This is a genomic window from Pseudonocardia sp. CA-142604 (genome assembly GCF_050948475.1).
Classification (GTDB): domain Bacteria; phylum Actinomycetota; class Actinomycetes; order Mycobacteriales; family Pseudonocardiaceae; genus Pseudonocardia; species Pseudonocardia alaniniphila.
This window is the reverse complement of sequence record NZ_CP192045.1, coordinates 8,431,671-8,456,896: the sequence shown is the minus strand read 5'-3', so window position 1 is coordinate 8,456,896 and position 25,226 is coordinate 8,431,671. Positions and strand designations below refer to the sequence as shown.

Annotated in this window: 22 protein-coding genes; 10 read left to right on the top strand and 12 right to left on the bottom strand. The window is 70.2% G+C overall.

Annotated features, from left to right (window positions below):
• Positions 1 to 20: 20 nt before the first annotated feature.
• The 8 genes from ACQPZQ_RS38280 to ACQPZQ_RS38245 all read right to left on the bottom strand — a co-directional run bounded on the left by ACQPZQ_RS38280 (position 21) and on the right by ACQPZQ_RS38245 (position 9,584).
• A complete protein-coding gene (locus ACQPZQ_RS38280) occupies positions 21 to 1,112 on the bottom strand; it encodes an ABC transporter substrate-binding protein (RefSeq protein ID WP_433289231.1) in 1,092 nt (363 codons plus the stop codon).
• A gap of 67 nt (positions 1,113 to 1,179) precedes the next feature.
• Entirely contained in the window at positions 1,180 to 2,481 is a 1,302-nt protein-coding gene (locus tag ACQPZQ_RS38275; protein WP_433289229.1) for an MFS transporter, read from the bottom strand.
• 177 nt (positions 2,482 to 2,658) lie between these two features.
• Complete coding sequence (locus tag ACQPZQ_RS38270; RefSeq protein ID WP_433289227.1) at positions 2,659 to 3,363, bottom strand: class I SAM-dependent methyltransferase; 705 nt, start codon at positions 3,361 to 3,363, stop codon at positions 2,659 to 2,661.
• A gap of 26 nt (positions 3,364 to 3,389) precedes the next feature.
• Complete coding sequence (locus tag ACQPZQ_RS38265) at positions 3,390 to 4,406, bottom strand: cupin domain-containing protein (protein ID WP_433289225.1); 1,017 nt, start codon at positions 4,404 to 4,406, stop codon at positions 3,390 to 3,392.
• A gap of 478 nt (positions 4,407 to 4,884) precedes the next feature.
• Complete coding sequence (locus tag ACQPZQ_RS38260; protein ID WP_433289223.1) at positions 4,885 to 6,501, bottom strand: ethanolamine ammonia-lyase reactivating factor EutA; 1,617 nt, start codon at positions 6,499 to 6,501, stop codon at positions 4,885 to 4,887.
• Between the two features lie 80 nt (positions 6,502 to 6,581).
• The gene (locus ACQPZQ_RS38255; RefSeq protein ID WP_433289221.1) at positions 6,582 to 7,697 is read right to left on the bottom strand and encodes a hypothetical protein; all 1,116 of its coding nucleotides are present in this window, start codon (positions 7,695 to 7,697) and stop codon (positions 6,582 to 6,584) included.
• Positions 7,698 to 7,800: 103 nt separating this feature from the next.
• A complete protein-coding gene (locus tag ACQPZQ_RS38250; protein WP_433289219.1) occupies positions 7,801 to 9,063 on the bottom strand; it encodes an MFS transporter in 1,263 nt (420 codons plus the stop codon).
• The gene (locus tag ACQPZQ_RS38245; RefSeq protein WP_433289218.1) at positions 9,060 to 9,584 is read right to left on the bottom strand and encodes a MarR family winged helix-turn-helix transcriptional regulator; all 525 of its coding nucleotides are present in this window, start codon (positions 9,582 to 9,584) and stop codon (positions 9,060 to 9,062) included. The genes ACQPZQ_RS38250 and ACQPZQ_RS38245 overlap by 4 nt, the downstream gene beginning before the upstream one ends.
• 93 nt (positions 9,585 to 9,677) lie before the next feature.
• Between ACQPZQ_RS38245 and ACQPZQ_RS38240 the strand changes: the two genes are divergently transcribed.
• Positions 9,678 to 10,715, top strand: a complete 1,038-nt coding sequence (locus tag ACQPZQ_RS38240) for an LLM class flavin-dependent oxidoreductase (RefSeq protein WP_433289216.1) — start codon at positions 9,678 to 9,680, stop codon at positions 10,713 to 10,715.
• Between the two features lie 167 nt (positions 10,716 to 10,882).
• On the opposite strand, the gene ACQPZQ_RS38235 is transcribed toward ACQPZQ_RS38240, so the two are convergent.
• The 3 genes from ACQPZQ_RS38235 to ACQPZQ_RS38225 all read right to left on the bottom strand — a co-directional run bounded on the left by ACQPZQ_RS38235 (position 10,883) and on the right by ACQPZQ_RS38225 (position 13,491).
• Positions 10,883 to 12,046 (bottom strand): acyl-CoA dehydrogenase family protein, encoded by a 1,164-nt coding sequence (locus ACQPZQ_RS38235; RefSeq protein ID WP_433289214.1) that lies wholly within the window; start codon positions 12,044 to 12,046, stop codon positions 10,883 to 10,885.
• A 95-nt stretch (positions 12,047 to 12,141) separates the two neighbouring features.
• Positions 12,142 to 12,771, bottom strand: a complete 630-nt coding sequence (locus tag ACQPZQ_RS38230; RefSeq protein WP_433289212.1) for a hypothetical protein — start codon at positions 12,769 to 12,771, stop codon at positions 12,142 to 12,144.
• A gap of 189 nt (positions 12,772 to 12,960) precedes the next feature.
• Positions 12,961 to 13,491: an NUDIX domain-containing protein gene (locus ACQPZQ_RS38225; protein WP_433289210.1), complete on the bottom strand. Its 531-nt coding sequence runs from the start codon at positions 13,489 to 13,491 to the stop codon at positions 12,961 to 12,963.
• 42 nt (positions 13,492 to 13,533) lie between these two features.
• Here ACQPZQ_RS38225 and ACQPZQ_RS38220 point away from each other — a divergent pair, with 42 nt between their 5' ends.
• The 6 genes from ACQPZQ_RS38220 to nucS all read left to right on the top strand — a co-directional run bounded on the left by ACQPZQ_RS38220 (position 13,534) and on the right by nucS (position 19,648).
• Entirely contained in the window at positions 13,534 to 14,562 is a 1,029-nt protein-coding gene (locus tag ACQPZQ_RS38220) for a helix-turn-helix transcriptional regulator (protein WP_433289208.1), read from the top strand.
• 90 nt (positions 14,563 to 14,652) lie between these two features.
• Complete coding sequence (locus ACQPZQ_RS38215; RefSeq protein WP_433289206.1) at positions 14,653 to 15,957, top strand: MFS transporter; 1,305 nt, start codon at positions 14,653 to 14,655, stop codon at positions 15,955 to 15,957.
• Positions 15,954 to 17,132: an anhydro-N-acetylmuramic acid kinase gene (locus ACQPZQ_RS38210; protein ID WP_433289204.1), complete on the top strand. Its 1,179-nt coding sequence runs from the start codon at positions 15,954 to 15,956 to the stop codon at positions 17,130 to 17,132. Before ACQPZQ_RS38215 ends, ACQPZQ_RS38210 begins: the two co-directional genes overlap by 4 nt.
• Entirely contained in the window at positions 17,129 to 18,004 is an 876-nt protein-coding gene (locus ACQPZQ_RS38205) for a MurR/RpiR family transcriptional regulator (protein ID WP_433289202.1), read from the top strand. Before ACQPZQ_RS38210 ends, ACQPZQ_RS38205 begins: the two co-directional genes overlap by 4 nt.
• On the top strand, positions 18,004 to 18,900 hold the full coding sequence (murQ, locus tag ACQPZQ_RS38200) for an N-acetylmuramic acid 6-phosphate etherase (protein WP_433289200.1): 897 nt from the start codon (positions 18,004 to 18,006) through the stop codon (positions 18,898 to 18,900). Before ACQPZQ_RS38205 ends, murQ begins: the two co-directional genes overlap by 1 nt.
• Positions 18,901 to 18,988: 88 nt before the next feature.
• The gene (gene nucS / locus ACQPZQ_RS38195) at positions 18,989 to 19,648 is read left to right on the top strand and encodes an endonuclease NucS (RefSeq protein WP_433289198.1); all 660 of its coding nucleotides are present in this window, start codon (positions 18,989 to 18,991) and stop codon (positions 19,646 to 19,648) included.
• Between the two features lie 40 nt (positions 19,649 to 19,688).
• On the opposite strand, the gene ACQPZQ_RS38190 is transcribed toward nucS, so the two are convergent.
• Positions 19,689 to 20,570 carry a hypothetical protein gene (locus ACQPZQ_RS38190; protein ID WP_433289196.1) on the bottom strand — a complete coding sequence of 294 codons (882 nt, stop codon included), beginning with the start codon at positions 20,568 to 20,570 and terminating at the stop codon, positions 19,689 to 19,691.
• 253 nt (positions 20,571 to 20,823) lie between these two features.
• Between ACQPZQ_RS38190 and ACQPZQ_RS38185 the strand changes: the two genes are divergently transcribed.
• The 3 genes from ACQPZQ_RS38185 to ACQPZQ_RS38175 all read left to right on the top strand — a co-directional run bounded on the left by ACQPZQ_RS38185 (position 20,824) and on the right by ACQPZQ_RS38175 (position 25,215).
• Positions 20,824 to 22,323 carry an aldehyde dehydrogenase family protein gene (locus ACQPZQ_RS38185; RefSeq protein WP_433289194.1) on the top strand — a complete coding sequence of 500 codons (1,500 nt, stop codon included), beginning with the start codon at positions 20,824 to 20,826 and terminating at the stop codon, positions 22,321 to 22,323.
• Between the two features lie 92 nt (positions 22,324 to 22,415).
• A complete protein-coding gene (locus ACQPZQ_RS38180; protein WP_433289192.1) occupies positions 22,416 to 24,200 on the top strand; it encodes a 3-hydroxyacyl-CoA dehydrogenase family protein in 1,785 nt (594 codons plus the stop codon).
• A 793-nt stretch (positions 24,201 to 24,993) separates the two neighbouring features.
• Positions 24,994 to 25,215: a hypothetical protein gene (locus ACQPZQ_RS38175; protein WP_433289191.1), complete on the top strand. Its 222-nt coding sequence runs from the start codon at positions 24,994 to 24,996 to the stop codon at positions 25,213 to 25,215.
• Positions 25,216 to 25,226: the final 11 nt, after the last annotated feature.

Sequence of the window (25,226 nt, the reverse complement as noted above, 5' to 3'; positions counted from 1 at the left end):
TACCGAGATGGCGTGGCCTGTCAGACGGCGTGCAGAGCCTCCTGGTACTCCTCGAGCAGGTGGTCGTAGGTGTCGGCGCTGATCACGGGCGTGGACCAGGCAGGCGTCCAGTTCGAGGGGTTCCACACGCTCGTGTCGTTCTGCGCGGACTCGCTCAGCGAGACGTGGTTGGAGACGTCCACGACCTCCTGCTGCCCGTCGTTGGACATGATCCAGTCGATGAACAGCTTCGCGGCGGCCGGATGCGGCGCGTTCTTCGCCAGCTCCGCCAGCACGCCCGCCGAGGGCAGCGGGTCGGTGTTGCTGAACGCCATCCGCTCGGGAGTCTCCTTCGCGAGCGACGCCGCCTTGTAGCCGTAGGCGTTGATCGCGGCGACGGGCTCGCCCGCCTGCACGTCGGTGAGGGACTGCGTGTGGCTCTCCGCCAGCCGTGGGTCGTTGTTCCCCAGCGCCTTCACCAGCGCGAGGGCCTTGTCGTGCCCCATCGCGGAGATGAGGCCCTCGTACCAGTTGATGGCGTTCGGGTCGATCGAGAAGCGGCCCCTCCAGGCGGGACTCGTCAGATCCTCGATCGAACGTGGCACCGGGAGGTGCCCGGCCTCGAGAGCCTGCGGGTTGTAGGCGATTGCACTCGTGTTGACGTAGACGACGTTGCGGTAGCCGTCCGGGAGGCTCTGCAGCTGCTCGGGCAGTGCCGGGGTCTCGGGCACCCGGTAGGGAGCGAGCGTGCCCACTTGGATGAGCTGGTAGACGGGTTCGGAGTCGGCGGTGATGACGTCCGCGTTGAACTTGCCTCCTCGCTGCTCCGTGACCAGGCGGGTCGGCAGCTTGTCGGCGGACAGGCGCAGCGCATCGACCTCGACCCCCGGGTACTTCTTCTCGAACGCGGCGATCACGTCGTTGACGTCGTCGTCGGCGAAGGTCGTGTACCAGAGCACCGAGCCCTCCTGCCGCGCCTCGGCCAGGAGTTGCTCGGGCTGCTGGGCGGGAGCCACCGCCGTTGTGGTGGTGGCCGCGGGCCCTGCGCATGCGGTCAGGAGCGCGATCAGGAAAAGCGCAGGCGTGAGGCGGGCGGGGATGCGCGGTAGTGGGGGCAGGTGCAGGTCGTGCATTCGGTCCCTCCGGGTCGTGACTGATCGGTTGCCGCCCGCCGGTGGAGGACGGTCTCTGCGGAGGAGGTCAGTAGCCCTGTGGGCGCAGCACGAGACAGCAGCCCAGGGATATCAGCACGGTGACGAACATCAGCCCGAAGCCGGCGGTGTAGGAGCCGGTGGCGGTCAGCAGGATGCCCACCAGCGCCGGCAGCGTCGCACCCACGAGGTTGGTGATCGAGGCGAACACGCTGGAGGAGTACTCGGACTGGTGCGTCGGCATCAGGCTGTGCAGCAGGGACCAGTTGGTGACCACGCACCAGGCGTTGCCTGCCAGGCCGAGGAAGATGAAGAAGCTGTCGACACCCGCGTTGGAGAACAGCACCGTGCCCGCGATGCCGACGCCCTCGATGACGAAACCCCATGCCGCCCAGCCTGCGCGTCTGACCGTGCGGTCCGATGCTCGTCCCACCAGCACCATGACGACGATCGACAGGACGTTGGCCACGGTCAGCACGACGCCGATGTCACTGAGCTCGACGTGGCGCTCCTGCTGGAGGTAGAGCGGCGCCCACGTCACCAGCCCGTAGAAAGGGGCGTTGGTGCCGACGTACATCAGCATCGTCAGCCAGTAGCGGTAGTTGCGAAAGGGCGACGCGGGTCCCCGCTTCGGCACCACCGTCGTCGACTCGAACCGGCCTTCGACGATGTGGTTGACCTCTTCGGTGCTCACGCCGTGTGCCTTCTCGGGCTGGTCCTGGAGCAGGGCCAGCACGACGCAGAACGCGAACACGGCGGCGATCAGCGCTTGCGAGAGGAAGGTGGCGCGCCAGCTGAACGCCGTGAGCATCGTCGTCGTGAGGACGCTGCCCAGTGCCGAGCCGACGAAGATGCCCGAGAGCCAGGACGCGTTGGCCCGCGCCCGTTCGTTCATCGGGAACCAGCGGGCGGTCAGGGTGTGTGCCACCGGGTAGAAGCACGCTTCGCCCACCGCGAGCAGGATGCGCGTGCCGTACAGCTCGCCCAGGCTGTTGACGAACGGCGGGAGCGCGAGCGCCACCACCCAGATCCCGGTGCCGATGAGCATCGATGTGCGTGGGCCGAGCCTTTTGAGGATGAATCCCCAGGCGAAGAGCGCGATTCCGTAGGCGTAGAGGAACAGGCTGGTCAGCCAGCCGACGGAACCGGGATGAACGTCGAGACCGAACTGATGGCTGAACGCCCGATCGGCGACGATGACGCCGATCGAGGACTTGCTGAGCTGCGCCACCGAGAAGGCGATCAGCAACGGCAGGCTGACGTGAAGCCATCTCTGCATGTGGCGGCCGCGCAGGGCGGCGGGAAGCCATTCCCTGCCCGTTGCGGGGCGGACGTCCGTTTCGGGTGTCATCGGGATCCTTGCGTGCGGGGTGCGTCGTTGAACTCGGCGCGCTCATGAACTCGGCGACGCTCCGTGCGAAATGTGCGGCGGAACCGGAATGCGAGATCGGGGGAGGAATCGACGTTCCTCACGCACCGGCATTCGGTCCGACGCGACGGCCACCCAGGTGGTGGGGTGGGGGCCGGTTCAGCTCTGTGGGCTCCGGGAGGCGCGGCCGATGAACAGGCAGCTGTAGAACGCCTTCCAGGCGACGTCCACGTCGCTCACGCCCGCGGCTCGATAGCCGTCGAGATGATCAGCCTCGCTGGGTAGCGGGTAGTTGTGGTGGTGGGACGGGGTGGCCGCGCGGGGTGCGGCGAACTTCTTGCGCACCGATCGATAGCGCTTGTCCCACACCTCGTCCTCTGGGCCGATGTGGTCGAGGTTGACCAGCCAGCCGCCCGGGGCGAGCAGGCTGCCGACCTCCCGGTAGAAGTTCCGGAGCTCCTCGCCTGCCAGGTGGTGGCTGGCGCGCGAGGTGACGAGCACGTCGACCTGCTCGGGTACGCCTGCCGCGCGTAGCGCCGTCATGTCGCCCACCATGAAATCGACGCGGTCACCGAAGCGGGCCAGATCCGTCCGGGCGCGCTCCAGCATCGTGTCCGAGACGTCCGTCCAGACGCCACGCGCGTCGGGGAAGGCGTCGAGCAGGACGGACAGGAACTTGCCCGCCCCGCTGGCCACGTCCACGATCAGCGCCGGTTGCGGGGTCTCCTCGGCCACCAGCCGGGCCGCCATGTGCCGTGGCAGTTCGAGCAGGTCCTGCGGGCCCTGCGGGTCGGCACCCAGCCAGGCCTGCGCGAACTCCGCATCGGACCACACCGCCGCGGCGGAACGGCTTTGTTCCGACATCTCGTCTCCTTCGTCAGAGAAGTGGGTCAGGAACGGGCGCCGGCTGGTCCGTCGTACTCGGGCGCGTTCTCGAGGAACACCGTGCTGTTGTAACCGAGCTCCTTGAAGAGCCGGTTCTGGGCGGAGACGAAGGTGAGCGGTTCCCCGTCGGCGGCGAAGTGCTGGGCCACCGTGTTCTGCGGGACGTAGAGCGTGTCGCCGGGCTTGAACTCGTGCCGCGTGGGCTCGTGCGCGATGCGGGCGTAGTACTTCTCGGAGAGCTCGGCCGCAACCTCCCAGTGGAGGCTGTACCCGGAGCCGGAGCGGACGTAGAGCACCTCGTCGGCCATGTGCCAGCGCTTGCCGGAGCGGCTGCCTGCCGGGATCTCCAGCACGTACGCGTCGACGCTGAAGGTCCGCACGTCGTCGCCGGGCCGGGACATCACCCGCACCTTGCCGAGCGGGGTCGACTCCCAGTGCGTGTCGGCCGACTTCACGACCTTGCGGCGCTTCTCCACATCCGGGGTCCACAGCTGCGACCAGTCCATGCGCGGGCCGAAGCGCTCCTCGTCGTCGACCGGGCCGCTGCGGCCCTGCTGGAGCAGGCCGAGGTACATCCACATCGACTTGGCCTTGAAGATCAGGCAGCGCGCTGTCTCGTCGTACGGGTTGAAATGCCGGTGGATCGAGTCCGTGTGGACGATCACCAGGTCGTCCTTCTCCCAGTCGTAGCGCTGGTCGTCATGGATTTCGTAGCCGGCGCCCGCCAGGATGAAGAAGGCCGCCTCGTTCTGGTGCCCGTGGCCGTGGTTCGAGGTGCGCGGGGGCAGCTCGACGAAGTGCACCTGGAGGCTCTGCGTGAGGAAGGGATCGTCGCCCGGTCCGATCCGCCACCATGTGCGGGACTCGTGCGAGTCGCCGGAGTGTGCGACCTTCGCGTCGTCGACCACGACCGAGTCGTCCCGTACCCGTGGCGCGTCGAGCTGGCGTCGCCGGAACTCCTTGAGCCCGTACGTCTCGGACGTGATGCCGCGCAGGAAGACCCTGCCCTTCGTGTCGCTCATACCGATGCCCTCACAGATCCCGGCCCGAGTCCGCACTCATCGGTCCCGGCCGTCGCTCATCCGACAGTGCCGTATCGGCGCTGTATCCACCCGTGCAGCGAGCCCGGCCCCGTCCGGTGGGCGGAGGCCCTGAGCAACGTGAACAAACCGGGCCGACGAAAGGGCCAGGACGGATTCGAAGCGGTCCTGGCCCACGGCCGGAACATCCACTGCTTCTGGTGGTACGGCCAAGGTTCTGCGGCTCCGACACAACCCGGGCCTCCATTGGCCTAACAGTTATATCAATAGCCCTCAACGCGGGTCAATGGGCCGGAGGGACGCCTTGGGGATCACCGCGTTTTACGCCGATTCGGCGGCTGCACGTGAGACCCGCGCGGACGGCGCCCGGAGGACATGCCTGACGGGTCGATCGCCGGCGCGGCGAAAGGATTCAAAAGGGCGAGCCGGGCATAAATGCGCAAAACGCCCGCCCGACTGATCAGCCGGTGCGGCCGGGTCGCCGCGGGTCCTCACTGAATATCAGGGACTTGATGGTGACCGGCACGGTATTCGACGGAAAGCGCACCCGGCCGATGTCGATGTAATCGAAGTCCCGCAGGCTGAGCCCGTCGACGACCAGGAGGTTGCCCGCGACGCCGAGCTCGTCGGTGAGCAGCCGGCCGAGTGTCATGGCCACGTCCCCGTCGAGCATCACGTACACGGGCCGCCCGAGCGCGGTGCGGTGGGCGAGCCCGTCGCGGATCCCCCGCGCGAGCGCCACGACCCGGTGGTAGCTGGGCAGCCCGCTCCACCCCATGGCGAGCGCAACGTCAGCGGTCTCCGGGACGTCGAGGGCGACCAGGTGGCGCCGGACCGCGTCGGCGACGGCCTCCGGGTCGACCGTCTCGCCGAGCCGGTAAGCGGGCTTGACCACCTGGAGGTTGCGGCGGGGCAGCAGCGCGTCGGGGTCGGTGATGAAGCCGGTGTTCCCGCTGAGCTGCACGCTGTACTCGGACGCACCCAGCGCGGTGGCGCGGATGCACTCCCCGGCGGGCAGCAACGGGAACGGCAGCTCGCCGGAGTCGATCCGGCGGCGCAGGGCCCGGCCCAGTGGAAGGCCGAGATCGCCGAACCGCCTGGTCTCGCGGTCGTAGACGTACTCGGCGACCCCGCCGGAGAACATCACGCCGTCGATCGGGCCGAGCTCACCGATCGGTTCGGTCAGGTACAGCCGCTCGATCTCGGCGGGCAACGCGGCTCCGGCGGCGACGGCCGTGATCAGTGCGTCCGCCATGGTCTCGGCGACCTTCTCGATCTCGTCGGCACGCGCGACGTCGCCGAGCGCCCAGTCGTACCCGGCGCGAGCGGCGTGGTCGCGGCCCGCGGGGTCGAGCCGTACGACGCGGTCGTCGGCGTCCACGACCTGTAGCCGGCCTCCGATGTGCACGGCCGCGGTGCGCACGACCTGCCCGCGGTCGAGCACCGCGAGCTTGGTGGTACCGCCCCCGATGTCGATGTTGAGGATGCGCGTGCCGGTGTCGTACGAGGTCTGCGCGGCGCCGGAGCCGTAGGCGGCCAGCATGGCCTCCATGTTGTGGCCCGCGGTCGCCGTCACGAGTTCGCCGCCGCGCTCGGCCAGCACACCCGCGATCGCCTCGGCGTTGCTGCGGCGCAGGGCCTCGCCCGTGAGGATCACGACGCCGGTGTCGATGTTCTCCGGATCCACCCTCGCGGTGTTGTAAGCGCGGTCGATGATCGACCCGAGTGCCTCGGCGTCGATGCGCTCGGCGCTCGCGTACGGGGTCAGCTCGACCGGTGAGCGGTAGTCGGTCTGCCTGCGCACGACGATGTAGCGGCTGGTCAGCTCCTCGCTGATGCGGCGCAGGTGCAGCGTGGAGAAGACGACCTGGGTGCCGGAGGAACCGATGTCCATCCCGACGCTGCGCAGGGTGACGTTGTCCTGCTGCCAGATCGGGTTGTCCTCGAGCGGGCTGAGCGGCTCGTCGTCATGCACGTGGTCGTCGCCCGGCAGGTAGGAGGACGAGTAGACCGTGCCCGGCTCCTCGTGGCCGTGGCCGTGGCCGTGGCCGTGGCCGTGCGGGGCGGCGTCCGTCACGCGCGTACTCCTCGTCGTGTCGCGAGCGTGCCCGTGCGGCCCGCCTGGGGAGCAGGCGGGCCGCACGGGATGCCTCCTGGCTAGGGCTTCGGGGCGAGCGTGGGCAGTTCGGCCTCGTAGACCGCGTCCATGTTCGGTTCGATGCCGTACTTGGCCAGCGCTTCGCGGAACAGTTCGCGGACCACGGGCGACTCGTCGGCGTAGTCGATCTGGTCGCCGCCCAGGCGCTGGCTGATCCACGCCTTGGGCACGCCCTGGGCGTTGCGGATGGAGACGCCTTCGTGCTTGAACGCGAGGTAGCGGCTGGGCTCCTCGCCGGTGTTGAAGTGCTGGTGGTACCACATGTTCGGCGGGACGATCAGCGCGCCGGGGCCCCATTCGTAGCGCCGCGGCTCTTCGCCTTCGGGCCACATGAGGCTGTAACCGGTGCCGGACAGGATGATCACGTGGGCGCCGGGGCCGTGGCGGTGGCCCTTCTTGTAGGTGCCCACGGGGAACTGTGAGATGTGGCTGTTCATCGATCCGCGGGCCATGTTGAAGCGGATGTGCCCGCCGCCCGCGCCGCGTTCGGCGGCGTGGACCAGGGGCAGGTTGACCGCGTCGGCCACGAAGTTGGTGTCGAGCAGCAGGCCTTTCTGCTCGCCCTTGGGGGCGAAGTAGTCGGGCTCGCCGTTGAAGCGCTTCGGGAAGTCCTTGGCGGTACCGAAGACGAACTCGACGTCGTCGTAGAGGTTGATGACCGGGGGCATGTTGGTGGAGGCGACGAACCGGGCGGTCTTCTGTCCGGAGCCGTTGAAGTGCTGGTGGTTGGCGTTGAGCGGGATCGCGAACAGCGACCCGGGCTGCCATTCGAAGGTGACTTCGGCGCCGTTGTCGTTCCAGACCTTGGTGGAGCCGTGCCCGTCGAGGACGAGGATCATCTCCTCGAACAGTTGCCGCTGGGGGGCCAGGGCGGCGCCGGCGGGGATCTCGCAGACGTAGCAGTCGTTGGAGGTGCGGGTGGCCTCGTGGTTGATGAACACCCCGCGCCCACCGCGACGGTCCCAGGGCTTGAGATCCACGGTGCGCAGGTCGGGCACGTAGTGGGCGGCGATGATCTCCAGGCCCTCGTTGGCGACCCACCGGGTGTAGGGGGAATCCTTCTCGGTGGCGAACTTCGCCGCCAACGTGTCGTCGACGATCGCGTCCCCGGCCATGCAGCAGACCTCCGCTTCGAGTTCAAGCTATTGGTATGACCATAAGGCCGATATTTCCGCCATGTCAACGCCGCCCGTACGGAAGGGCGGCGAGCGCGTGGTGCTATGCGTCCGCCCGGACCGCCGGTGCCTCGTCGGCGGCCTCCGGGCGCCTCCACCGTCGCAGCGTGGGGTTGGTGGCGGCCAGCACGGCCACGACGAGGGCGCAGGCGAGGCCGCCGGTGACCGCGGCGAACCCGGCCGACGTGAGGTCGGCGACCGCACCCGCTCTGGCGTTGCCGATGCCCGGCCCACCGGCGCCGACGACGTTCTCGACGGAGACGATGCGACCGAGGTAGCGGTCCGGTGTCGCCAGCTGGACCAGGGACCCGCGGGAGATGACGGAGATCGTGTCGGCTGCTCCGGCGACGGTGAGGCAGGCGAGGGTCGGGAGCAACGTGTCCGCGAGGCCGAACCCGGCCAGGGCCACGCCCCACACGCCCGCGGCCGTGAGCTGGACGAGTCCGGCCCTGGGGATGCGCGCCACGATGCCCGAGGTCAGGCCGGCGGTGATCCCGCCGACCGCTATCGCCGACAGGAACAGGCCGAGTGTCTGCGGGTCCCCGCCGAACCGTTCCTCGTTGAGCACCGGGAGGAGCGCGATGGGCATGGCGAGCACGGTTGCCGCCAGGTCGGTGGCGATGGAGCCGCTCAGGGCCGGGCGCCGCAGGATGAAGCGCCACCCGTCCACGCTCGCCCGCAGGCCGACGGTGGTTCCTCCGGTGGGCCGCATGCCCGGCAGCCGGGCCACCCCGTACAAGGCGAGCGTGATGGCCGCGGCGTCCACGGCGTAGGCCCACGTCAGTCCCCCGTGGGCGAGCACGAGTCCGGCGGCGGCCGGCCCCACCAGCATCGCGATCTGGAAGCTGACGTGGTTCAGCGCGATGCCGGCGGGGACCTGGCCGGGTGGGAGCAGCCGGGCCACGAACGTGCGGCGGGCCGAGGAGCCCAGCGCTCCGCACGCCGTCTGTGCCGCCACCAGGACCAGGACCAGTGGCAGGGAGTGCGCACCGAGACCCGCCTGGACGGCGAGCAGTACCGCCGCCACGGCCGTGCCGATGCTGGTGACGGCGACGAGCCTGCGCCGGTCCATCGCGTCGGCGAGGACGCCGCCTAGGAGTCCGAAGACGATGGTCGGGACGGCGGTGGCGACCCCGATCGCGCCGACCCACACGGCGCTCTGCGTGAGCTCCCACACCTGGTACATCACCGCGACCACGGCGACCTGACCGCCGAAGCTCTGTGCCGTGGTGCCCACCCAGATGCGGCGGAACGCCGGGTGTGATCGCAGCGGGCGGGTGTCGAGGATGCCGTCGATCGCGCTCACGCCCGGCGGCCGTGATCGTCGCCGGGAGCCGACGGGTGGTCGAGCTGCTGCTTGAGGCGATCGAGGAACGAGCGTTGTCGCAGCGCGGCGGCGATGTCGTCGACCACGCGGGTCAGGGGGTAGGGAATCTCGGCCTCCAGCTCCACCCACGCTCGTTCGGTCGCGCGCCATTCGTCCTCGAGGAACGGCACCAGCGCGCGGCCCCGCTCGGTGAGCGACACCGTGCGCGTGCGGGCGTCCGAGCCGGTCGAGGTATCGACGAGCCCTTCGCGGCGCATCACGGTGACGGTCTGGCTCATTGCCGAGTGCGTGACGTCGATCTGCTCGGCGAGCTCCTTCACCGTCATCGGGCCGCGGTGGCGCAACCGGATCAACGCCATGCTGAACCGCGGGCGGACCCCGGCGACCCCGTGCTCCGTGTAGAGGCGCCCGATGTCCGCGTCCATCGCCGACAGCAGGACCTTGAGCGGCCGGATCGAGCTCTCCAGCGTCGGGTCGACCGGATCTTCAGGAGATGTCACAGCGCTAATATAACAGCGCTTCTGAAATATTTCTCAGGGCGGTTCCGGCCGAGATCACGCAAGATGGGGACGGGACGACCGGGAGGTAACAGGGTGGGCTTCGCCTTCGGCATCTTCGACTCGTTCGATCTCGGAGACTCCACACCCGGTGCGGTACTCACGAACCGGCTGGATCTCGCCGTCGCGGCCGAGGCAGCGGGGATCGACCACTACCACGTCACCGAGCACCACGGCACGCCGTTGTCGGTGTGCCCGTCACCCAACCTCTTCCTCGCCGCGCTGAGCCAGCGCACCTCCCGGATGCGCATCGGGGCGCTGGTGAACGTGCTGCCGATCTACGACCCGCTGCGCCTGGCCGAGGAGATCGCCGTCCTCGACCAGCTCTGCGCGGGACGGCTCGATCTCGGCGTCGGCCGCGGGGTCAGCCCCTACGAGCTCGCCTACTTCGGTGTGTCCGACGAGGACTCCAGAGCGCTCTTCACCGAGACGCTCGACGTCGTCACCACCGCGCTGGCGACCGGGCGCATGATCCATCGGGGCGAGCGCCTGCGCGACTACGACGTCGAGCTGTCGGTCCGTCCCGTGCAGCAGCCGCACCCACCGCTCTGGTACGCCTCCAGCAACACGAACAGCGCGGAGTGGGCCGGTCGGAGCGGCATCAACTTCGTCGGCCGGTGGAACGGCGGCTCCTTCACCTCTGCCGCGGACACGTACTGGAACGCCTGGGAGTCCGGCCCACGCCCGCACGACGGGACACCGCGGGTGGGGATGGCCGCCACCGTCTACATCGGCGACACCGATGCCGAGGCGCTGGACCGCTACCGCAAGGCCAACGACGTCTTCGTCCGTGAGCTCACCAAGCTGTGGCACGACAACGACGACCACCGGGTGGACGCCCAGTTCGACACCGACGCCGGGCTCCGCCGCGGCGCGGCCCTCGTCGGATCGCCGGAGACCGTCCGCGATCGCCTCCTGGAGCAGGTCGAGCGTGCGGACATCAACTACTTCGAGGCGACCCTCGCCTTCGGCGACCTTGCCGCCGCTGAGAGCATCGCGAACCTGGAGGCCTATGCCGAAGTGGTGGTGCCGGCCGTGCGCGCAGCCACGGCCGGTCGCCCCCACACCGGATAGGCCGACACCCCCGGTCTAGCCGGCCCATGATCATTCCGAGATCTGTGGTTTCGCCCTCCGGAGGGCGCGTATCTCGATCTCGCGGTGATCTTGATGTCGCGATCGTTGCGAGATCGGGGTCTTCGCCGCACCGGTCCCGGCGTCAGCCACATAATGACTGGTCAGGGCTAGTACGACTTCGGCAGCCCGAGCGAGTGCTGGGCGATGTAGTTGAGGATCATCTCCCGGCTCACCGGAGCGATCCGTGCCGCGCGTACGGCGCCGATCAGGGTGCCGACGCCGTACTCGACCGACATCCCGTTGCCGCCGTGCGCCTGCACGGCCGCGTCGACGGCGTTGATGGCGGCCTCGGCCGAGGCGTACTTCGCCATGTTCGCCGCCTCGCCCGCGGCGGCCTGGTCACCCTCGTCGTAGAGCCAGGCCGCGCGGGTGGTGGCGAGGCGGGCGAGCTCGACCTCGACGTGTGCCTTCGCCAGCGGGTGGGCGATCGCCTGGTGGCTGCCGATCGGCGCCTGCCACACGGTGCGGTCCCTGGCGTAGGCGGCGCCCTTGCGCAGCGCGTAGCGGGCGAGCCCGTTGATGTACGCGGCCACGGTGATCCGCTCCGGGTTGAGCCCGGCGAACAGCGCCGCCAGCCCGGCCTCCTCGCCGCCCACCAGCGCGTCGTCAGGCACGAACGCGTCGTCGAAGAAGACCGTGAACTGCTTCTCGGGGCTGTGGATCGCCATCTCGATCGGCTGGTAGGTCATCCCGGGCGTATCGGTGGGTACGACGAACATCGCGGGTCGCAGCGTCCCGGTGGTCGCGTCCTCGAGGCGGGCCACCACGAGCGTCGCGTCCGTCTCGTCCACGCCGGAGATGTAGTACTTGGTGCCGCTCAGCAGCCATCCGCCGCGGTCCCGGTCGCGCCGGGCGGTGGTGCTGATCCGGTGGGAGTTCGATCCCGCGTCCGGCTCGGTGATCGCGAACGACATCCGCACGGAGCCGTCGGCGAAGCGGGGGAGCCAGCGTTCCTTCTGGTCGACGGTGCCGGACCGGGCGATCACCGAGGCGGCGATCGCGGGCGAGACCACGATCAGCAGCAACGGACAGCCCGCCGCGGCGATCTCCTCGGCGACGATCGTGAGCTCGACCATCCCCGCACCGCCGCCGCCGTACTCGGCCGGCACGGCCACGCCGAGGTAGCCCGCCGCGGCGGCGTCGGCCCACAGCTCGGTGGTCTTGGCGCCGGTGCGCGCCTTCTCCATCAGGTAGTCGTGCCCGTACCTCGCGGCCATCGCGGCCACGGAGGACCGCAGCAGCCGTTGCTCGTCGGTCTCACGAAGGTCCATGCACCGGTGCCTTTCCCGTCGTCGGGTGTCGTCGCGGGCGATCTTGCCGTGCCCGTCGTCGGCGCCGGTGGTGCGGATGCAGGAGCAGACGCGAGCTACTTGCGCCGCAGCGTGATGCCCAGGTCGCGGGTCAGGTGCACCTCGATGAACTCGCGCAGGTAGGTCTGGCGCGACATCTCCGCGAAGAGCGCGGCCATGGACGGGTCGACCTCGTCGGTGAGGTGCACGATGCGCCAGGCGTTCAGCGGCCGCTGCTCGGTGCCCCTGACCGAGTGCTCGACGTGGAACAGCGGCTGACCGGTGCCCGCGGTCACGGTGCGGCCGTCCGGGGTGTCGAACGAGGCGGCGCCGATGAAGAACGCGCGCCGCTGCTGGTCGTCGAGGTGAACGTGTTCGATGATCGTGCCGTACGTCTTGGGGTCGAGCCACAGTCGCTGTTCGGTGATGCGGACGAAATCGACCGCCGGCCCTGTTGTCGGCAGGCCGAAGGTTTCCAGGCTGCCCGCCTTGACCACGCCGGAGATGTAGATGTCGGGCGCGGCGGCCTTGCGCTGCTCCATCTCCCACATCATCGACGCGGTGTAGACGAAGCCGGGGCGGTCGGTCTCGTAGTGATCGGCGAGGACCTGGTTGACGTCGACCGACGCCAGCTCGATCGCGGTCCGGCCTGGTGCGTGCCACTCCCGTTCCAGCTCGTCCAATGCAGTGCTTGCCGACGATGCCATCTGGTCCTCCCAGGTCACAGAGCCCGAGTTAGTAAGGATTTATTACTAACCGCAGGCTAGCCGCCGCCTGTCCGTCCAGCAACGAGCACAGCTCGCCGACCTCGAGCGCGTATCGGACGGCGTCGACACGGGAGTGGAAACCGGCGGCAACGGATTAGTGACGTCGCTCACACCGTTACGAGTCCGGCTTCAGCCCCGGTCGTGCAGCTGCAGGAGCAGGTAGGCGGCGAGGCTCTGGGAGTCGGTCATCGCGCCCGAGCGGGCCATCGCCTCGAACTCCGCGGCGGTGAACCAGGCGGTGCGCATGTCCTGCTCGGTGTGTTCGCGTTGCGCGGGACCCTCGGTCAGCTCGGTCGCGAGCCAGACCGTTCCGGTCTGGCTCGACATCCCGGGCGCCACCTCGAGCTTGCCGACCAGCTCCATCCGGCCGGCGACGAGCCCGGTCTCCTCGCGCAGCTCCTGCACGGCGAGCTCGGCGGGGTCGACCTCGGCACGGTCGGGAGCCGTGCCGGCGGGGAACTCCCACCGCCGCCTGCCCACCGGGTAGCGGAACTGCTCCACCATCTGTAGACGGTCGCCGTCGCGGGGGATCACCAGTGCGAATGTGGGCTTGTCGATCACTCCGTAGATGCCGTTGGTTCCGTCCGGGCGGCGCACAGCGTCCTCACGGACCGTCATCCAGCTGTTGGCGTAGACCTGGCGGCTGCTGAGCATCTCCACAGGGACACGGTGCCGGGTGCCGGGATCGGGCACGATCCCGGGGTGCGCGCGTCCCGCCTGGTCACCCTGTTGTTCACCCTTCAGCGCCTGCGCGAGGCCACGGCGGGCGAGCTGGCGCGCGAACTGGAGGTCTCGGAACGGACGATCTACCGCGACGTCGCCGCGCTCTCCGCGGCAGGCGTGCCGCTCTTCACCGAGCCGGGCCGGGGAGGGGGCATCCGGCTCGTGGACGGCTGGCGCACGCGTCTCGACGGACTGACGGCGCAGGAGGCGGCTGCGCTCTTCGCGGTCGGTGCCCCGCAGGTTCTCGCCGAGCTGGGCATGAGTGCCGCGCTGGCCGGCGCGCAGGCCAAGCTGCTCGCCACCCTGCCGGCGGGGATGCGGGAGCACGCCCGCACCGTCGCGGAGCGGTTCCATCTCGATGCGCCGGGCTGGTTCCACACGCCGCATCAGGTCACCCAGCTCGCCGCCGTCGCCGAGGCGGTGTGGGGGCAGCAGCGGCTGCGTATCTCGTACCGCCGCCGGACCGATGTGGTCGACCGGACGATCGAGCCGCTCGGCGTGGTGGTGAAGGCGGGGACGTGGTACTTAGCCGCGCGGAGCGTCAGCGGAGCGCGTGTCGATTCAGCGCGGAGCGTCAGCGGAGCGCGTGTCGATTCACCGGACACCGTGTTGACCTACCGGGTCGACCGGATCGTGGCCGCGGAGCCCACCGGCGAGGGCTTCACCCGTCCGGACGGGTTCGACCTCGCCTCGTGGTGGGCCGACGCGACGACCCGGTTCGCGAGCCAGATGCTGCGCGTCACGGTGCGGCTGCGGCTGGGACCGCGCGGCGTGAAGATGCTGTCGCACGTGACCGACTCGGATGCAGCCGCGCAGGCGATCGCGCGTGCCGGCCCGCCGGATGCCGAGGGCTGGCGCGAGGTCGAGCTGGACGTGGAAGAGATCGCTGTGGCTGCGTCGCAGCTCACAGGCCTGGGCGGAGAGGTGGAGGCGCTCGACCCGCCCGAGCTGCGCACGGCCTTGGCCGCCGCCGGCGCCGCCCTCGCGGAGCGCAACGCTCCTCGGTGATCGTTACGAGATCGATGGGGCGGCCCTGTGGCGCAGCGCTCGTCCGTCAATTATTGACAGAGCGTCCGGCCGGTCGTGAGCATCGTTGTCATGGAGACGACCACGGCGCGCGGGACCGGCAGTTCCCGGCGTGCTGTCGTCGCGGGCACGGTAGGCAACTTCATCGAGTGGTACGAGTTCGGCGTCTACGGCTTCTTCGCCACGATCATCGCCACCAACTTCTTCAGCCCGGACGGGAGCGCCGGGCTGGAGAGCCTGGTCAAGACGTATGCCTCGTTCGCGCTGGCCTTCTTCTTCCGCCCGATCGGGGCGGCGTTGTTCGGCAGGGTCGGCGACCGGATCGGCCGCAAGCCCACCCTGGTGCTGGTCCTGCTGCTGATGACCGGGGCCACCTTCCTCATCGGCGTGCTGCCCACATACGCCACGGTCGGCGCCGCGGCCCCGTGGCTGCTGACGCTGGTCCGAGTGCTGCAGGGCCTCTCGGCGGGCGGTGAGTTCGGCGGCGCGGTTTCGGTGATGACGGAGTTCGCCCCCACCGGCCGGCGCGGGCTCTACGGCTCCTGGCAGTCGTTCACGGTGGCGCTCGGCCTGCTCGCCGGGGCCGGGCTCGCGGCGATCCTGGGTGCCGTGCTCAGCGCCGACCAGCTCACGGCGTGGGGCTGGCGGATCCCGTTCCTGCTCGCGTTGCCGTTGGGGCTGGTGGCGCTCTGGCTCCGCCTGCGACTGGAGGAGACGCCCTCGTTCCGGCGAGCGGTAGCCGTCACGGGTGAGGCGCCTGCCCGGCCGGGCGCCTGGCAGACGACCCGGGCGATCGCGGTGGGGGCCGCGCGGCTCATGGGCTGGTCGGCGGCGGGCTACACGTTCCTCGTCGTGATGCCGGCGTACCTGCAGTCGTCGCTGGGGGCGTCGTTCCTGCAGGCGCTGGTGGCCACGGTGGTGGCCAACGCCGGGTTCGCGGCGACGATCCTGCCGGCAGGCATGCTCAGTGACCGGATCGGCCGCCGCCCGGTGATGCTCACCGGAACCGTGCTGATCGTCGTACTGGCACTGCCGCTGCTGGGCGTGCTGCAGGACAAGAGCAGCGGCCCGCTCCTGCAGGGACTCGCGGTCCTGGTGGCGGGCGGGGCCGTCGGCCTGATCGCCGGGCCAGGGCCTGCGATGTTGTCGGAGATGTTCCCCACCGGGGTCCGCTACACGGGCCTCGGCCTCGCGTACTCGCTGTCGAACGCGATCTTCTCCGGCTCGGCGGGCCTGATCATCACGGCGTTGATCGCCGGAACGTCCGATGTGGACATTCCGGCTTACTACGTGATGGCCACCTGCGTGGTGAGTGCCATCGCCCTCGCCACGCTGCGCGGAGACGACCACCGCAGGCCGTTGGGGGAGTCGGCGTGAGGGTGATCGGGTTGATGTCCGGGACGTCGTTCGACGGGATCGACGCCGCCGCGGCCGATCTCGACCTCGACGGCGACCGGATCGTGCTGCGTCCGCTCGGCGGGCTCGGGGTTCGCTACCCCGACGAGCTGCGTGTTCGGATCGCCTCGGTCCTGCCCCCGTCCGTCACCACGATCGAGGACGTCTGCCGGCTCGACACCGGCATCGGCCAGGCCTTCGCCGAGGCCGCGGCCACCGCGAACGAGAAGCTGTGCGCCGGGCGTGCCGAGCTCGTCGTCGCGCACGGCCAGACCGTCTTCCACTGGGTGGAGGGCACTGCCGTCCGGGGCACGCTGCAGATCGGCCAGCCCGCCTGGATCGCGGAGCGCACGGGTTGCGCGGTGGTGGCCGACCTGCGCAGCCGCGACGTCGCCGCGGGCGGCCAGGGCGCTCCGCTGGTCAGCGCCGTCGACGTGATGTGGCTGCGCGGACGCCCCGGCGCTCCCGTCGCGCTCAACCTCGGCGGCATCGCGAACGTCACGGTCGTCCCGCCCGGCGCCGACGCGATCGCGTTCGACACCGGCCCGGCGAACGCACTGCTCGACCTCGCCGTGTCGGAACGCACGGCTGGGCGGCTCACCTGCGACGTCGACGGGGCCATGGCCGCGCGGGGACGGGTGGACGCCGAACTGTTCGATCGCCTGCTCGCCGAACCCTACTACGCGCGGCGCGCGCCGAAGACCACGGGCAAGGAGCTCTTCCACCGTCAGTACCTCGACGCGGCGCTCGCGGGGCTCCCCGCCGTCGCCGACGACGACCTGGCCGCCACGCTCACAGCCCTGACCGCTCGCACCGTCGGCGATGCCGTCCGCTCCGTCGGTGGCACCGAGGTGATCGCGGCAGGGGGTGGCACCCGCAACCCCACGCTGATGCGCGCGCTCGCGGCCGAGCTGCCCGGCGTCCCGGTTCGCAGCTCGGACGAGCTGGGGCTTCCGGCGGCGTGGAAGGAGGCCTACGCGTTCGCGCTGCTGGGCTTCTGCACCGTGCACGACATCCCCGCCACCGTGGCGAGCTGCACCGGCGCTCGGCACCCGAGCGTGCTCGGTGCGGTGCTCCCGGGCCGGGCGGGGTTCCCCTGGCGGCCGCGACCCGAGCGGCTGCCCCAGGTGCTCGAGATCGTGGCGGCCGCCGCATGAGCAGCCTCGCCACCCGGATCCGCGCCCTGCTCCCGGAGCTGTCGCCCGCCGAGGCCAGGGTCGCCGCCGTGCTGGACGCCGACCCCGCTGCCGCGGCCCGGCTCACGATCACCGAGCTGGCCGGGCAGACGTCGACGAGCACCGCGACCGTCGCCCGTATCGCGCGCCGTCTCGGCTACCCGGGCTACCCGGCGCTGCGGCTGGCCCTGGCCGCAGTCGGCGACCGTCCGGGCGCCACGCTGCCGCTGGACTCCGATGTCGCCGACGACGACCCGATGCCGACGGTGCTGCGCAAGCTCGCCGCGTTCGAGAGGGAGCAGCTCACCGGCACCGCCGAGCTCGTCGACGGCGACACGCTGGAGGCGGTCGTCGCCGCGATGGCAGGCGCCAGGCGGATCGACGCCTACGGGATCGGGGCCTCCGGCCTGGTCGCGCTGGACCTGGCGGGGAAGCTCAGCCGGATCGGGTTGCTCTGCATCGCCCATCCTGAGCACGACGCAGCCATGGTCAGCGCTTCCCTGCTCCGTCCCGGCGACGTCGCCATCGGTATCTCGCACTCCGGCGGCACGGCGGGCGTCGTGCGTCCCGTCCAGGTGGCTCGGACCGCAGGCGTGGTGACCGTGGCCGTCACAGGTGCGTCGCGATCCGTGCTGGCCCGCACGGCGGACCACACGCTCCTCACCGCGGGCCGCGAACTCGGCTTCCGCTCCGCGGCCATGGGCAGCCGGACGAGCCAGCTGCTGGTGGTCGACACCCTGTTCGTCGGCGTCGCGCGGCGCACCCCCGGAGCGCGCGCCGCACTGGAAAGCACGTACGAGGCGGTCTCCCCCCGCCGGCGCGATCGCTCCCGAAACGACCCGAACGGATGTTGATGGATCTGCAGTCACTCACGACCGAGTCTGCGCTCCCCGAGAGCGCAGACCTCGACCGGATGCCGGTCGCCGACCTGCTGGCGCTGATGAATGCCGAGGACCACAAGGCCCCCGCCGCCGTCACTGCAGCCCTGCCGCAGATCGTGAGGGCCGTCGAGCTGATCGTCGCGGCCAGGGCGCGCGGCGGACGGCTGATCTACCTCGGTGCGGGCACGAGTGGCAGGCTCGGCCTGCTCGACGCCGTGGAGTGCCCGCCGACCTTCGGCACCGAGCCCGGCGATGTCGTCGGGCTCATCGCCGGAGGACGGCAAGCGGCCGGCACAGCTGTCGAGGGCGCCGAGGACGACCCCCTGCTGGGCGCCGAGGACCTGCGCGGCATCGACCTGCGTGCCGTCGACGTCGTCGTCGGCCTCACGGCGAGCGGCCGCACGCCCTACGTGCTGGGCGGGCTGGATCACGCGACGTCCGTCGGGGCGTTGACGGTGTCGGTGGCCTGCAACATCGGTGCGCTGGTCAGCAGCCACGCGGACGTCGCGATCGAGCTCGCCACGGGCCCCGAGGTGCTCACCGGCTCCACCCGGCTCAAGGCAGGCACCGCGCAGAAGCTGGTGTGCAACATGCTCTCGACCGCCGCGATGGTGCAGGGCGGCAAGGTCTTCGGGAACCTCATGGTCGACGTCAGGCCGACCAACGCCAAGCTCGTCGACCGGGCCCGCCGGATCGTCGCCACCGCGGCCCGTACGGATGCCGACACCGCCGCCGCCGCGCTGGACGCGGCGGGCGGTGAGGTCAAGGTCGCGGTCGTGATGCTGCTCGCCATGTGCTCGCGCCAGACGGCGATCGACCGGCTAGCCCGCGCCGACGGACGGGTCCGCCCCGCCGTCGACGGGCTGTGAGCCTGTCGTCGCCCACATTCGGCCGGCCCTCGCAGGGTTGAGGGGTCCTGCGAGGGCCGCGTCTTGTGCGCGCACTAGGGTCGCCGGGGTGCGTCTCGTCATCGCCCGCTGCCAGGTCGACTACGTCGGTCGGCTCACCGCGCATCTGCCGATGGCGCCGCGCTTGCTTCTGGTCAAGGCGGACGGGTCGGTGAGCATCCACGCCGATGACCGCGCCTACAAGCCGCTCAACTGGATGAGCCCGCCGTGCTGGCTCGAAGAACAGCCCGGCGTGTGGACCGTGCGCAACAAGGCCGACGAGTCGCTCGTGATCACCATCGACGAGGTGCTGCACGACACCGAGCACGAGCTGGGCGTCGATCCTGGCCTGGTCAAGGACGGCGTCGAGGCGCACCTGCAGGAGTTGCTGGCCGCGCACCCCGGCACGTTGGGTGAGGGGTTCACGCTCGTGCGGCGCGAGTACATGACCGCGATCGGTCCGGTCGACCTGCTCTGCCGGGATGCGGACGGCCGCAGCGTCGCCGTGGAGGTCAAGCGCCGCGGTGAGATCGACGGTGTCGAGCAGCTCACGCGGTACCTGGAGTTGATGAATCGCGACCCACTGCTCGCGCCGGTGGCTGGTGTGTTCGCCGCTCAGCAGATCAAGCCGCAGGCGCGCACGCTCGCCGAGGACCGTGGAATCCGGTGCGTCACGGTCGACTACGACGCGCTGCGCGGGGTCGAGAGCACCGACCTGCGCCTGTTCTGAGCCGTCCGCCCTGCGCGCGGCCACCTGATCGCTGACCGGTCTAGATGGTGCCGGTGAAGATCGCCGGGTCGCCCATGATCACGGGCCGCACCTCGATCTGTACCTCGGCGGGGTTCTGCCCGATCGAGAACGCGGCCGGGAAGGTGATCGACTTTCCGGGCAGCACCGTTCCCGCAGGCTGCATGCCGAGACCCCGCTGGCTGTCGAAGATCTGTGTGGCCTGCTGCCCGCCGTGTCTGCCGTTGACGGTGATGAGCGCGGCGTCGATCGGCTTGTCGGTGCCGTTGGTGACGGTGATGTCGACCTTGATGGCGCGGTCGCGGAGGTGTCCGGCAGCGTAGGACGACGGCTTGAACGTGACAGGGGTGGCGACGAGGACCTTCATGCCGTCGTCGAACGTGACCGCCTGGCCGAGCCGCGCCGTCGCGCCGCCGACCTGGTTGGCGGAAGCTCCGATGATGGGTGCCGGTCCGGACAGGCTGTCGAACAGCTGATTGGTGACTCCGAACACGATGGTGATGCCCCAGGCCCCGAGGGCGAGCGCGCCGATGCCGACGATCAGGCCGAACACGGTGGTCCTGCCGTTCGAGGCGCGCCGGTAGCGGTAGCGGGACCAGCCGACGAGGGCGAGGGGGACGGCGACGAGGCCGCAGATGACGGCGATGAACCCGGTGAGCGGGATGAGTCCGAAGAGGATCCCGATGGGGGCGATGATCGCGGCGGCGAGGCCAGGGCCGTTCTTCGGAGGCGGCGGGGCGCACCGCGGCTGGTAGTGGAGCGGCTGGGGCGGATAGTGCTGCTGGGACGGGTGTTGGTGCTGGGGTGAGCGGTGGCGCTGGGGCGGGCGGTAGTGCTGCTGGGGTGGGTGGTAGTGCTGTCTGGGCGGGTGGTAGCGCTGCTGGGCCGGGTAGGGCTGAGGCATCGGGGCTCCGCGGCTGTTCGGAATGGTTGGGCACTCAACCGTCGCTCAGAGTATCGAGCACGTTACAGAGAGTTGGAGAGGCGGGGCCGTTCGACCGTCGACGACTTGTAGCCGCTGCTCTTTCACGCGGGAACGTCGGCTCGCCGTGCGACGGTCCGTCACCCGTGCGCGGTTAATCGCGTGACCGCTCCCGTGCTCCGTGGCGCCCGGCTGCGCCCTGTGCGCCGTGCGGTCGTACCCCTACTCTGGAGTAATGACCGCCACCGACACGCCCCTCCCCGGCGTCAGCGGCACTCCGGCCACGTTCGAGTCACTCGACCCGCGCACCGGAGACGTGGTGGGTACGCATCCCGTGCACGACGCCGATGCCGTGGCGGCTGCCGTGGCGCGGGCGGAGGACGCCGCGCAGTGGTGGGCGGCCCTGGGCTTCGCCGAGCGCCGCCGCAGGCTGGATGAGTGGCGCAAGGCGCTCGTGCGTCGCATCGACGACCTCGCCCGCGTCGTCACCGAGGAGACGGGCAAGCCGATCGACGACGCCCGGCTCGAGCTGGTGCTCGCGATCGACCACCTGGACTGGGCGGCGAAGCACGCCGAGCGGGTGCTGAGGCGGCGCATGGTCCTGCCCGGGGCGCTGATGAGCAACCAGGCGGCGAGCGTGACCTACGTGCCGATCGGCGTGGTCGGCGTGATCGGCCCCTGGAACTACCCGGTGTTCACCCCGATGGGCTCCATCGCCTATGCCCTCGCGGCGGGCAACGCGGTCGTCTTCAAGCCCAGTGAGCTGACGCCCGGTGTCGGGGTCGCCCTGGCCGACTCCCTGGCCGAGATCGTGGACGGACGCGCGCTGTTCCAGGTGGTCACGGGCTTCGGTGAGACCGGGGCCGCCCTCTGCCGGGCCCCGGGAATCGGCAAGATCTCGTTCACCGGTTCCACCGCCACCGCCAAGCGCGTGATGGCCACGTGCGCCGAGAGGCTCACTCCCGTGCTCATCGAGTGCGGCGGCAAGGATCCGATGATCGTCGACGCCGACGCCGATCTGGCCGCGGCTGCCGACGCCGCCGTCTGGGGTGGCATGTCCAACGCGGGACAGACCTGCGTGGGCGTGGAGCGGGTCTACGTGCTCGACGCGGTTGCCGAGGAGTTCATCGCGAAGGTGGTGGGCACCGCGCGGACTCTGCGCTCGGGGTCGACGGGCGACTACGGGCCGATGACATTGCCCGCTCAGGTCGACGTGGTGCGCCGGCACGTGGAGGACGCGCTCGGCCGCGGTGGGCGCGCCGTGGTCGGCGGGCCCGAGTCGGTGCAGCAGCAGTTCATCGAGCCGGTCGTGATCGTCGACGTCCCCGAGGACAGCACCGCCGTCACCGAGGAGACGTTCGGGCCGCTGCTCGTCGTCAACCGGGTGCCGGACGTGGCCGAGGCGGTGCGCCGGGCCAACGCCACCGGCTACGGCCTGGGCGCCACCGTGTTCTCGAAGAACCGCGGCGAGGAGATCGCGACGCAGCTGCGGTGCGGGATGGTGGCGATCAACGGGGTGATCTCGTTCGCGGGCGTGCCGAGCCTGCCGTTCGGTGGCGTGGGCGACTCCGGCTTCGGCCGCATCCACGGAGCCGACGGGCTGCGCGAGTTCACCCGTCCGCAGGCGGTCGCGCGCCAGCGGTTCCCGCTGCCGATCGCGGTCACGAGTTTCCGCCGTTCTTCGCGCGGAATGAAGGCGCTGCTGGGGGTCGTCCGGCTGCGGTACGGCCGGTAGCCCGCAGGGGTCGGTGAGGTCACAGCGGAGCCCGCACAGGGCTCTGGAGTGCGAGGATCCGGTAATTGTCCTCGGAGTCGGGAGGTGGACGGGTGGCACGCGAGTTCCGGACGGTCGGCGTCGTCGGTCTGGGCACGATGGGTGCGGGCATCGTCGAGGTGTTCGCGCGCAACGGCCTCCGCGTGATCGCCGTAGAGATCGACGACGAGGCGGTCCAGCGCGGACGCGAGCACCTGCAGACGTCCACCGCACGGGCCGTAGGCCGCGGCAAGCTCACGCAGGAGGACGCCGACGCGCTCCTCGGGCGGATCATCACCACCACCTCGCTCGCGGACCTTGCCGACGCCGACCTCGTGGTCGAGGCGGTGCCGGAGCACATCGAGCTCAAGGCCACGCTGTTCGCCGAGCTGGACGCGGTGTGTCCCCCCGACGCGATCCTCGCGTCCAACACCTCGTCGCTCTCGATCACCGAGCTCGCGGTGCGCACCGGGCGTCCCGGCAAGGTCATCGGGATGCACTTCTTCAACCCGGCCCCGGTGCAGAAGCTCGTGGAGCTGGTGCGCACGGTCGTCACCGAGCACGACGTCGTGGACGACGTGAAGGCGTTCGCCGCCACACTCGACAAGGTGCCGGTCGTCATCCGCGACCGCGCCGGGTTCATCGCCAACGCGCTGCTGTTCGGCTACCTGAACCACGCCGCCCGGATGTACGAGGCCCACTACGCGAGCCGTGAGGACCTCGACGCCGCCATGCGGTACGGCTGCGGCTACCCGATGGGCCCGCTGGCCCTGCTCGACCTGATCGGTGTCGACACGAGCTACGAGATCCTCGACACGATGTACCGGGAGTCGCGCAACCTTATGCACGCGCCCGCCCCGGTGCTCCGGCAGATGAGCACCGCAGGCCTGCTGGGCCGCAAGACCGGCCGCGGCTTCTACACCTACGCCAAGCCGCACAGCTCGGAGGTCGTGCCCGACGCGCTCACCCCGTCAGGCACGGTGGCTCCCGACACCGCGGTGCGCGACGTGCAACGTGTCGGCGTGGTCGGCACGGGCACCATGGCCACGGGCATCGTCGAGGTGTTCGCCAGGGCCGGGTTCGACGTGATCGTGCGTGGACGCTCGCAGTCCAAGGTGGACGGCAGCGTGGGCGGTATCCGCAAGTCGCTGGACAAGGCCGTGGTGCGTGGCCGGATCACCGAGGACGACCGCGACGCCACACTGGCCCGGATCACCGGCACCACGCACCTGGAGGATCTCGCCGACGTCGACCTGGTCGTGGAGGCCATCGCCGAGGAGCTCGACGTCAAGCGCGCGGTGTTCGGGGCTCTCGACGAGATCTGCAAGCCGGGCGCGATCCTCGCCACCACCACCTCGTCGCTGCCGGTGGTGGAATGCGCGGGGGCCACCAGCAGGCCGCAGGACGTCGTCGGACTGCACTTCTTCAACCCGGCGCCGCAGATGAAGCTGGTCGAGGTGGTCTCGACGATCACCACCGACCCCGAGGTGGCCGCCTCGGCTCGGGTGCTGTGCGAGCGGCTGGGGAAGGTGCCGGTGGCCTGTGGCGACCGGGCCGGGTTCATCGTCAACGCTCTACTGTTCCCGTACCTCAACGACGCGGTGAAGATGCTCGAGGCCCACTACGCCACCGCCGACGACATCGACGCGGCCATGAAGACCGGCTGCGCGCTGCCGATGGGGCCGTTCGAGTTGCTCGACGTGGTGGGGCTCGACGTCTCGCTGGCCATCCAACGCTCGCTCTACCAGGAGTTCCGCCTCTCCGGTCTTGCGCCGGCCCCACTGCTCGAACACCTGGTCACGGCGGGCAGGCTGGGCCGTAAGACGAGTCACGGATTCCGGGACTACGCGGCGCGCTGAGGCCGTTCCGACAACCGTGCCCAGATCCAACCGTCCGCGGCGCGCCGATCACGTTCCGCTGCGGTCGGCGACGCACACGCGTGTCGAAAGTGCGGCGGACGGTGAATGGTTCGTGCGCAGCGTGCCGGGCTCGTCGTCGGCGAAGACATACCGCTGCCCTGGCTGCGACCAATCGATTCCGGGTGGGACGCCGCATGTCGTGGCGTGGCCGGCAGCGGAGTTCGGCTCGGTGGAGGAACGCAGGCACTGGCATGCGGCCTGCTGGTCGGCACGGGATCGCCGTGGTCCGGGCCGGCGGCGGTGGCGCTGAGCGCCGTTCGGACAACCGTGCTCGGATCCAACCGTTTGCGGGGCGCCGATCACGTTTCGCTGTGTTCGGCGAGCACCCGTGTGTTGAGAGTTCGGCAGTTGGGGAACGGCTGATCCCGCGGATTCCTGATATGAACGTAATTCACTCGGGAGAGTGAACTTCGGATCCGGTTCGATGGCTTCCCTGAATTCTGTAGGACAATCTGCGGTGCCCCGATCCGACGTGCTTCGCCACAGTTTTCGTCGCTGGCGAAGGGATCCTACGGCAGCGAAACCGGCTCCGTCGGCTAGGCCGTTCCGGTGTTCTCGCGCGCGATTCCCAGCGAATTGTGACGCGCGGATGAGCTGTCCAGGTAGATCTGTGTCAGGAATCGATGACGATCTTGCGAAAACGGGATCCCGGCCGCAATCTGAACGTGCGGCCTCCACGCCTCCCGCAGTGGGAATGCACCGGGGGCCGTCCCTCGGAAGAAGGGGGCACGTGATGGGCAACGAAACACTGTTGACCATGGTGGTGGTGGCCGGTATCGCCGTGCTGCTGGGGATCGCGTTGATCATCGGCCGCGGGGACATCACGGCCCGTTCCGGGGCCTGGAAGAGGATCGCCGCCGCCCGGCATGCGAACTGGCTCCACGAGCAGGACCTCCGGTCGATGCTCGACCAGCCCAGGTGCGCCGAGTGCCCGATGAACCGGATGTGGCCGTGACGGCCCCGGCC

Coding starts and splice junctions, on each gene's coding strand:
- ACQPZQ_RS38190 (WP_433289196.1), bottom strand. CDS start 20,570: ATGCCTCAGCCCTACCCGGCCCAGCAGCGCTACCACCCGCCCAGACAG.
- ACQPZQ_RS38230 (WP_433289212.1), bottom strand. CDS start 12,771: ATGGCATCGTCGGCAAGCACTGCATTGGACGAGCTGGAACGGGAGTGG.
- ACQPZQ_RS38270 (WP_433289227.1), bottom strand. CDS start 3,363: ATGTCGGAACAAAGCCGTTCCGCCGCGGCGGTGTGGTCCGATGCGGAG.
- ACQPZQ_RS38185 (WP_433289194.1), top strand. CDS start 20,824: ATGACCGCCACCGACACGCCCCTCCCCGGCGTCAGCGGCACTCCGGCC.
- ACQPZQ_RS38255 (WP_433289221.1), bottom strand. CDS start 7,697: ATGGCCGGGGACGCGATCGTCGACGACACGTTGGCGGCGAAGTTCGCC.
- ACQPZQ_RS38205 (WP_433289202.1), top strand. CDS start 17,129: ATGAGCAGCCTCGCCACCCGGATCCGCGCCCTGCTCCCGGAGCTGTCG.
- ACQPZQ_RS38265 (WP_433289225.1), bottom strand. CDS start 4,406: ATGAGCGACACGAAGGGCAGGGTCTTCCTGCGCGGCATCACGTCCGAG.
- ACQPZQ_RS38175 (WP_433289191.1), top strand. CDS start 24,994: ATGGGCAACGAAACACTGTTGACCATGGTGGTGGTGGCCGGTATCGCC.
- ACQPZQ_RS38280 (WP_433289231.1), bottom strand. CDS start 1,112: ATGCACGACCTGCACCTGCCCCCACTACCGCGCATCCCCGCCCGCCTC.
- murQ (WP_433289200.1), top strand. CDS start 18,004: ATGGATCTGCAGTCACTCACGACCGAGTCTGCGCTCCCCGAGAGCGCA.
- ACQPZQ_RS38215 (WP_433289206.1), top strand. CDS start 14,653: ATGGAGACGACCACGGCGCGCGGGACCGGCAGTTCCCGGCGTGCTGTC.
- ACQPZQ_RS38235 (WP_433289214.1), bottom strand. CDS start 12,046: ATGGACCTTCGTGAGACCGACGAGCAACGGCTGCTGCGGTCCTCCGTG.
- ACQPZQ_RS38275 (WP_433289229.1), bottom strand. CDS start 2,481: ATGACACCCGAAACGGACGTCCGCCCCGCAACGGGCAGGGAATGGCTT.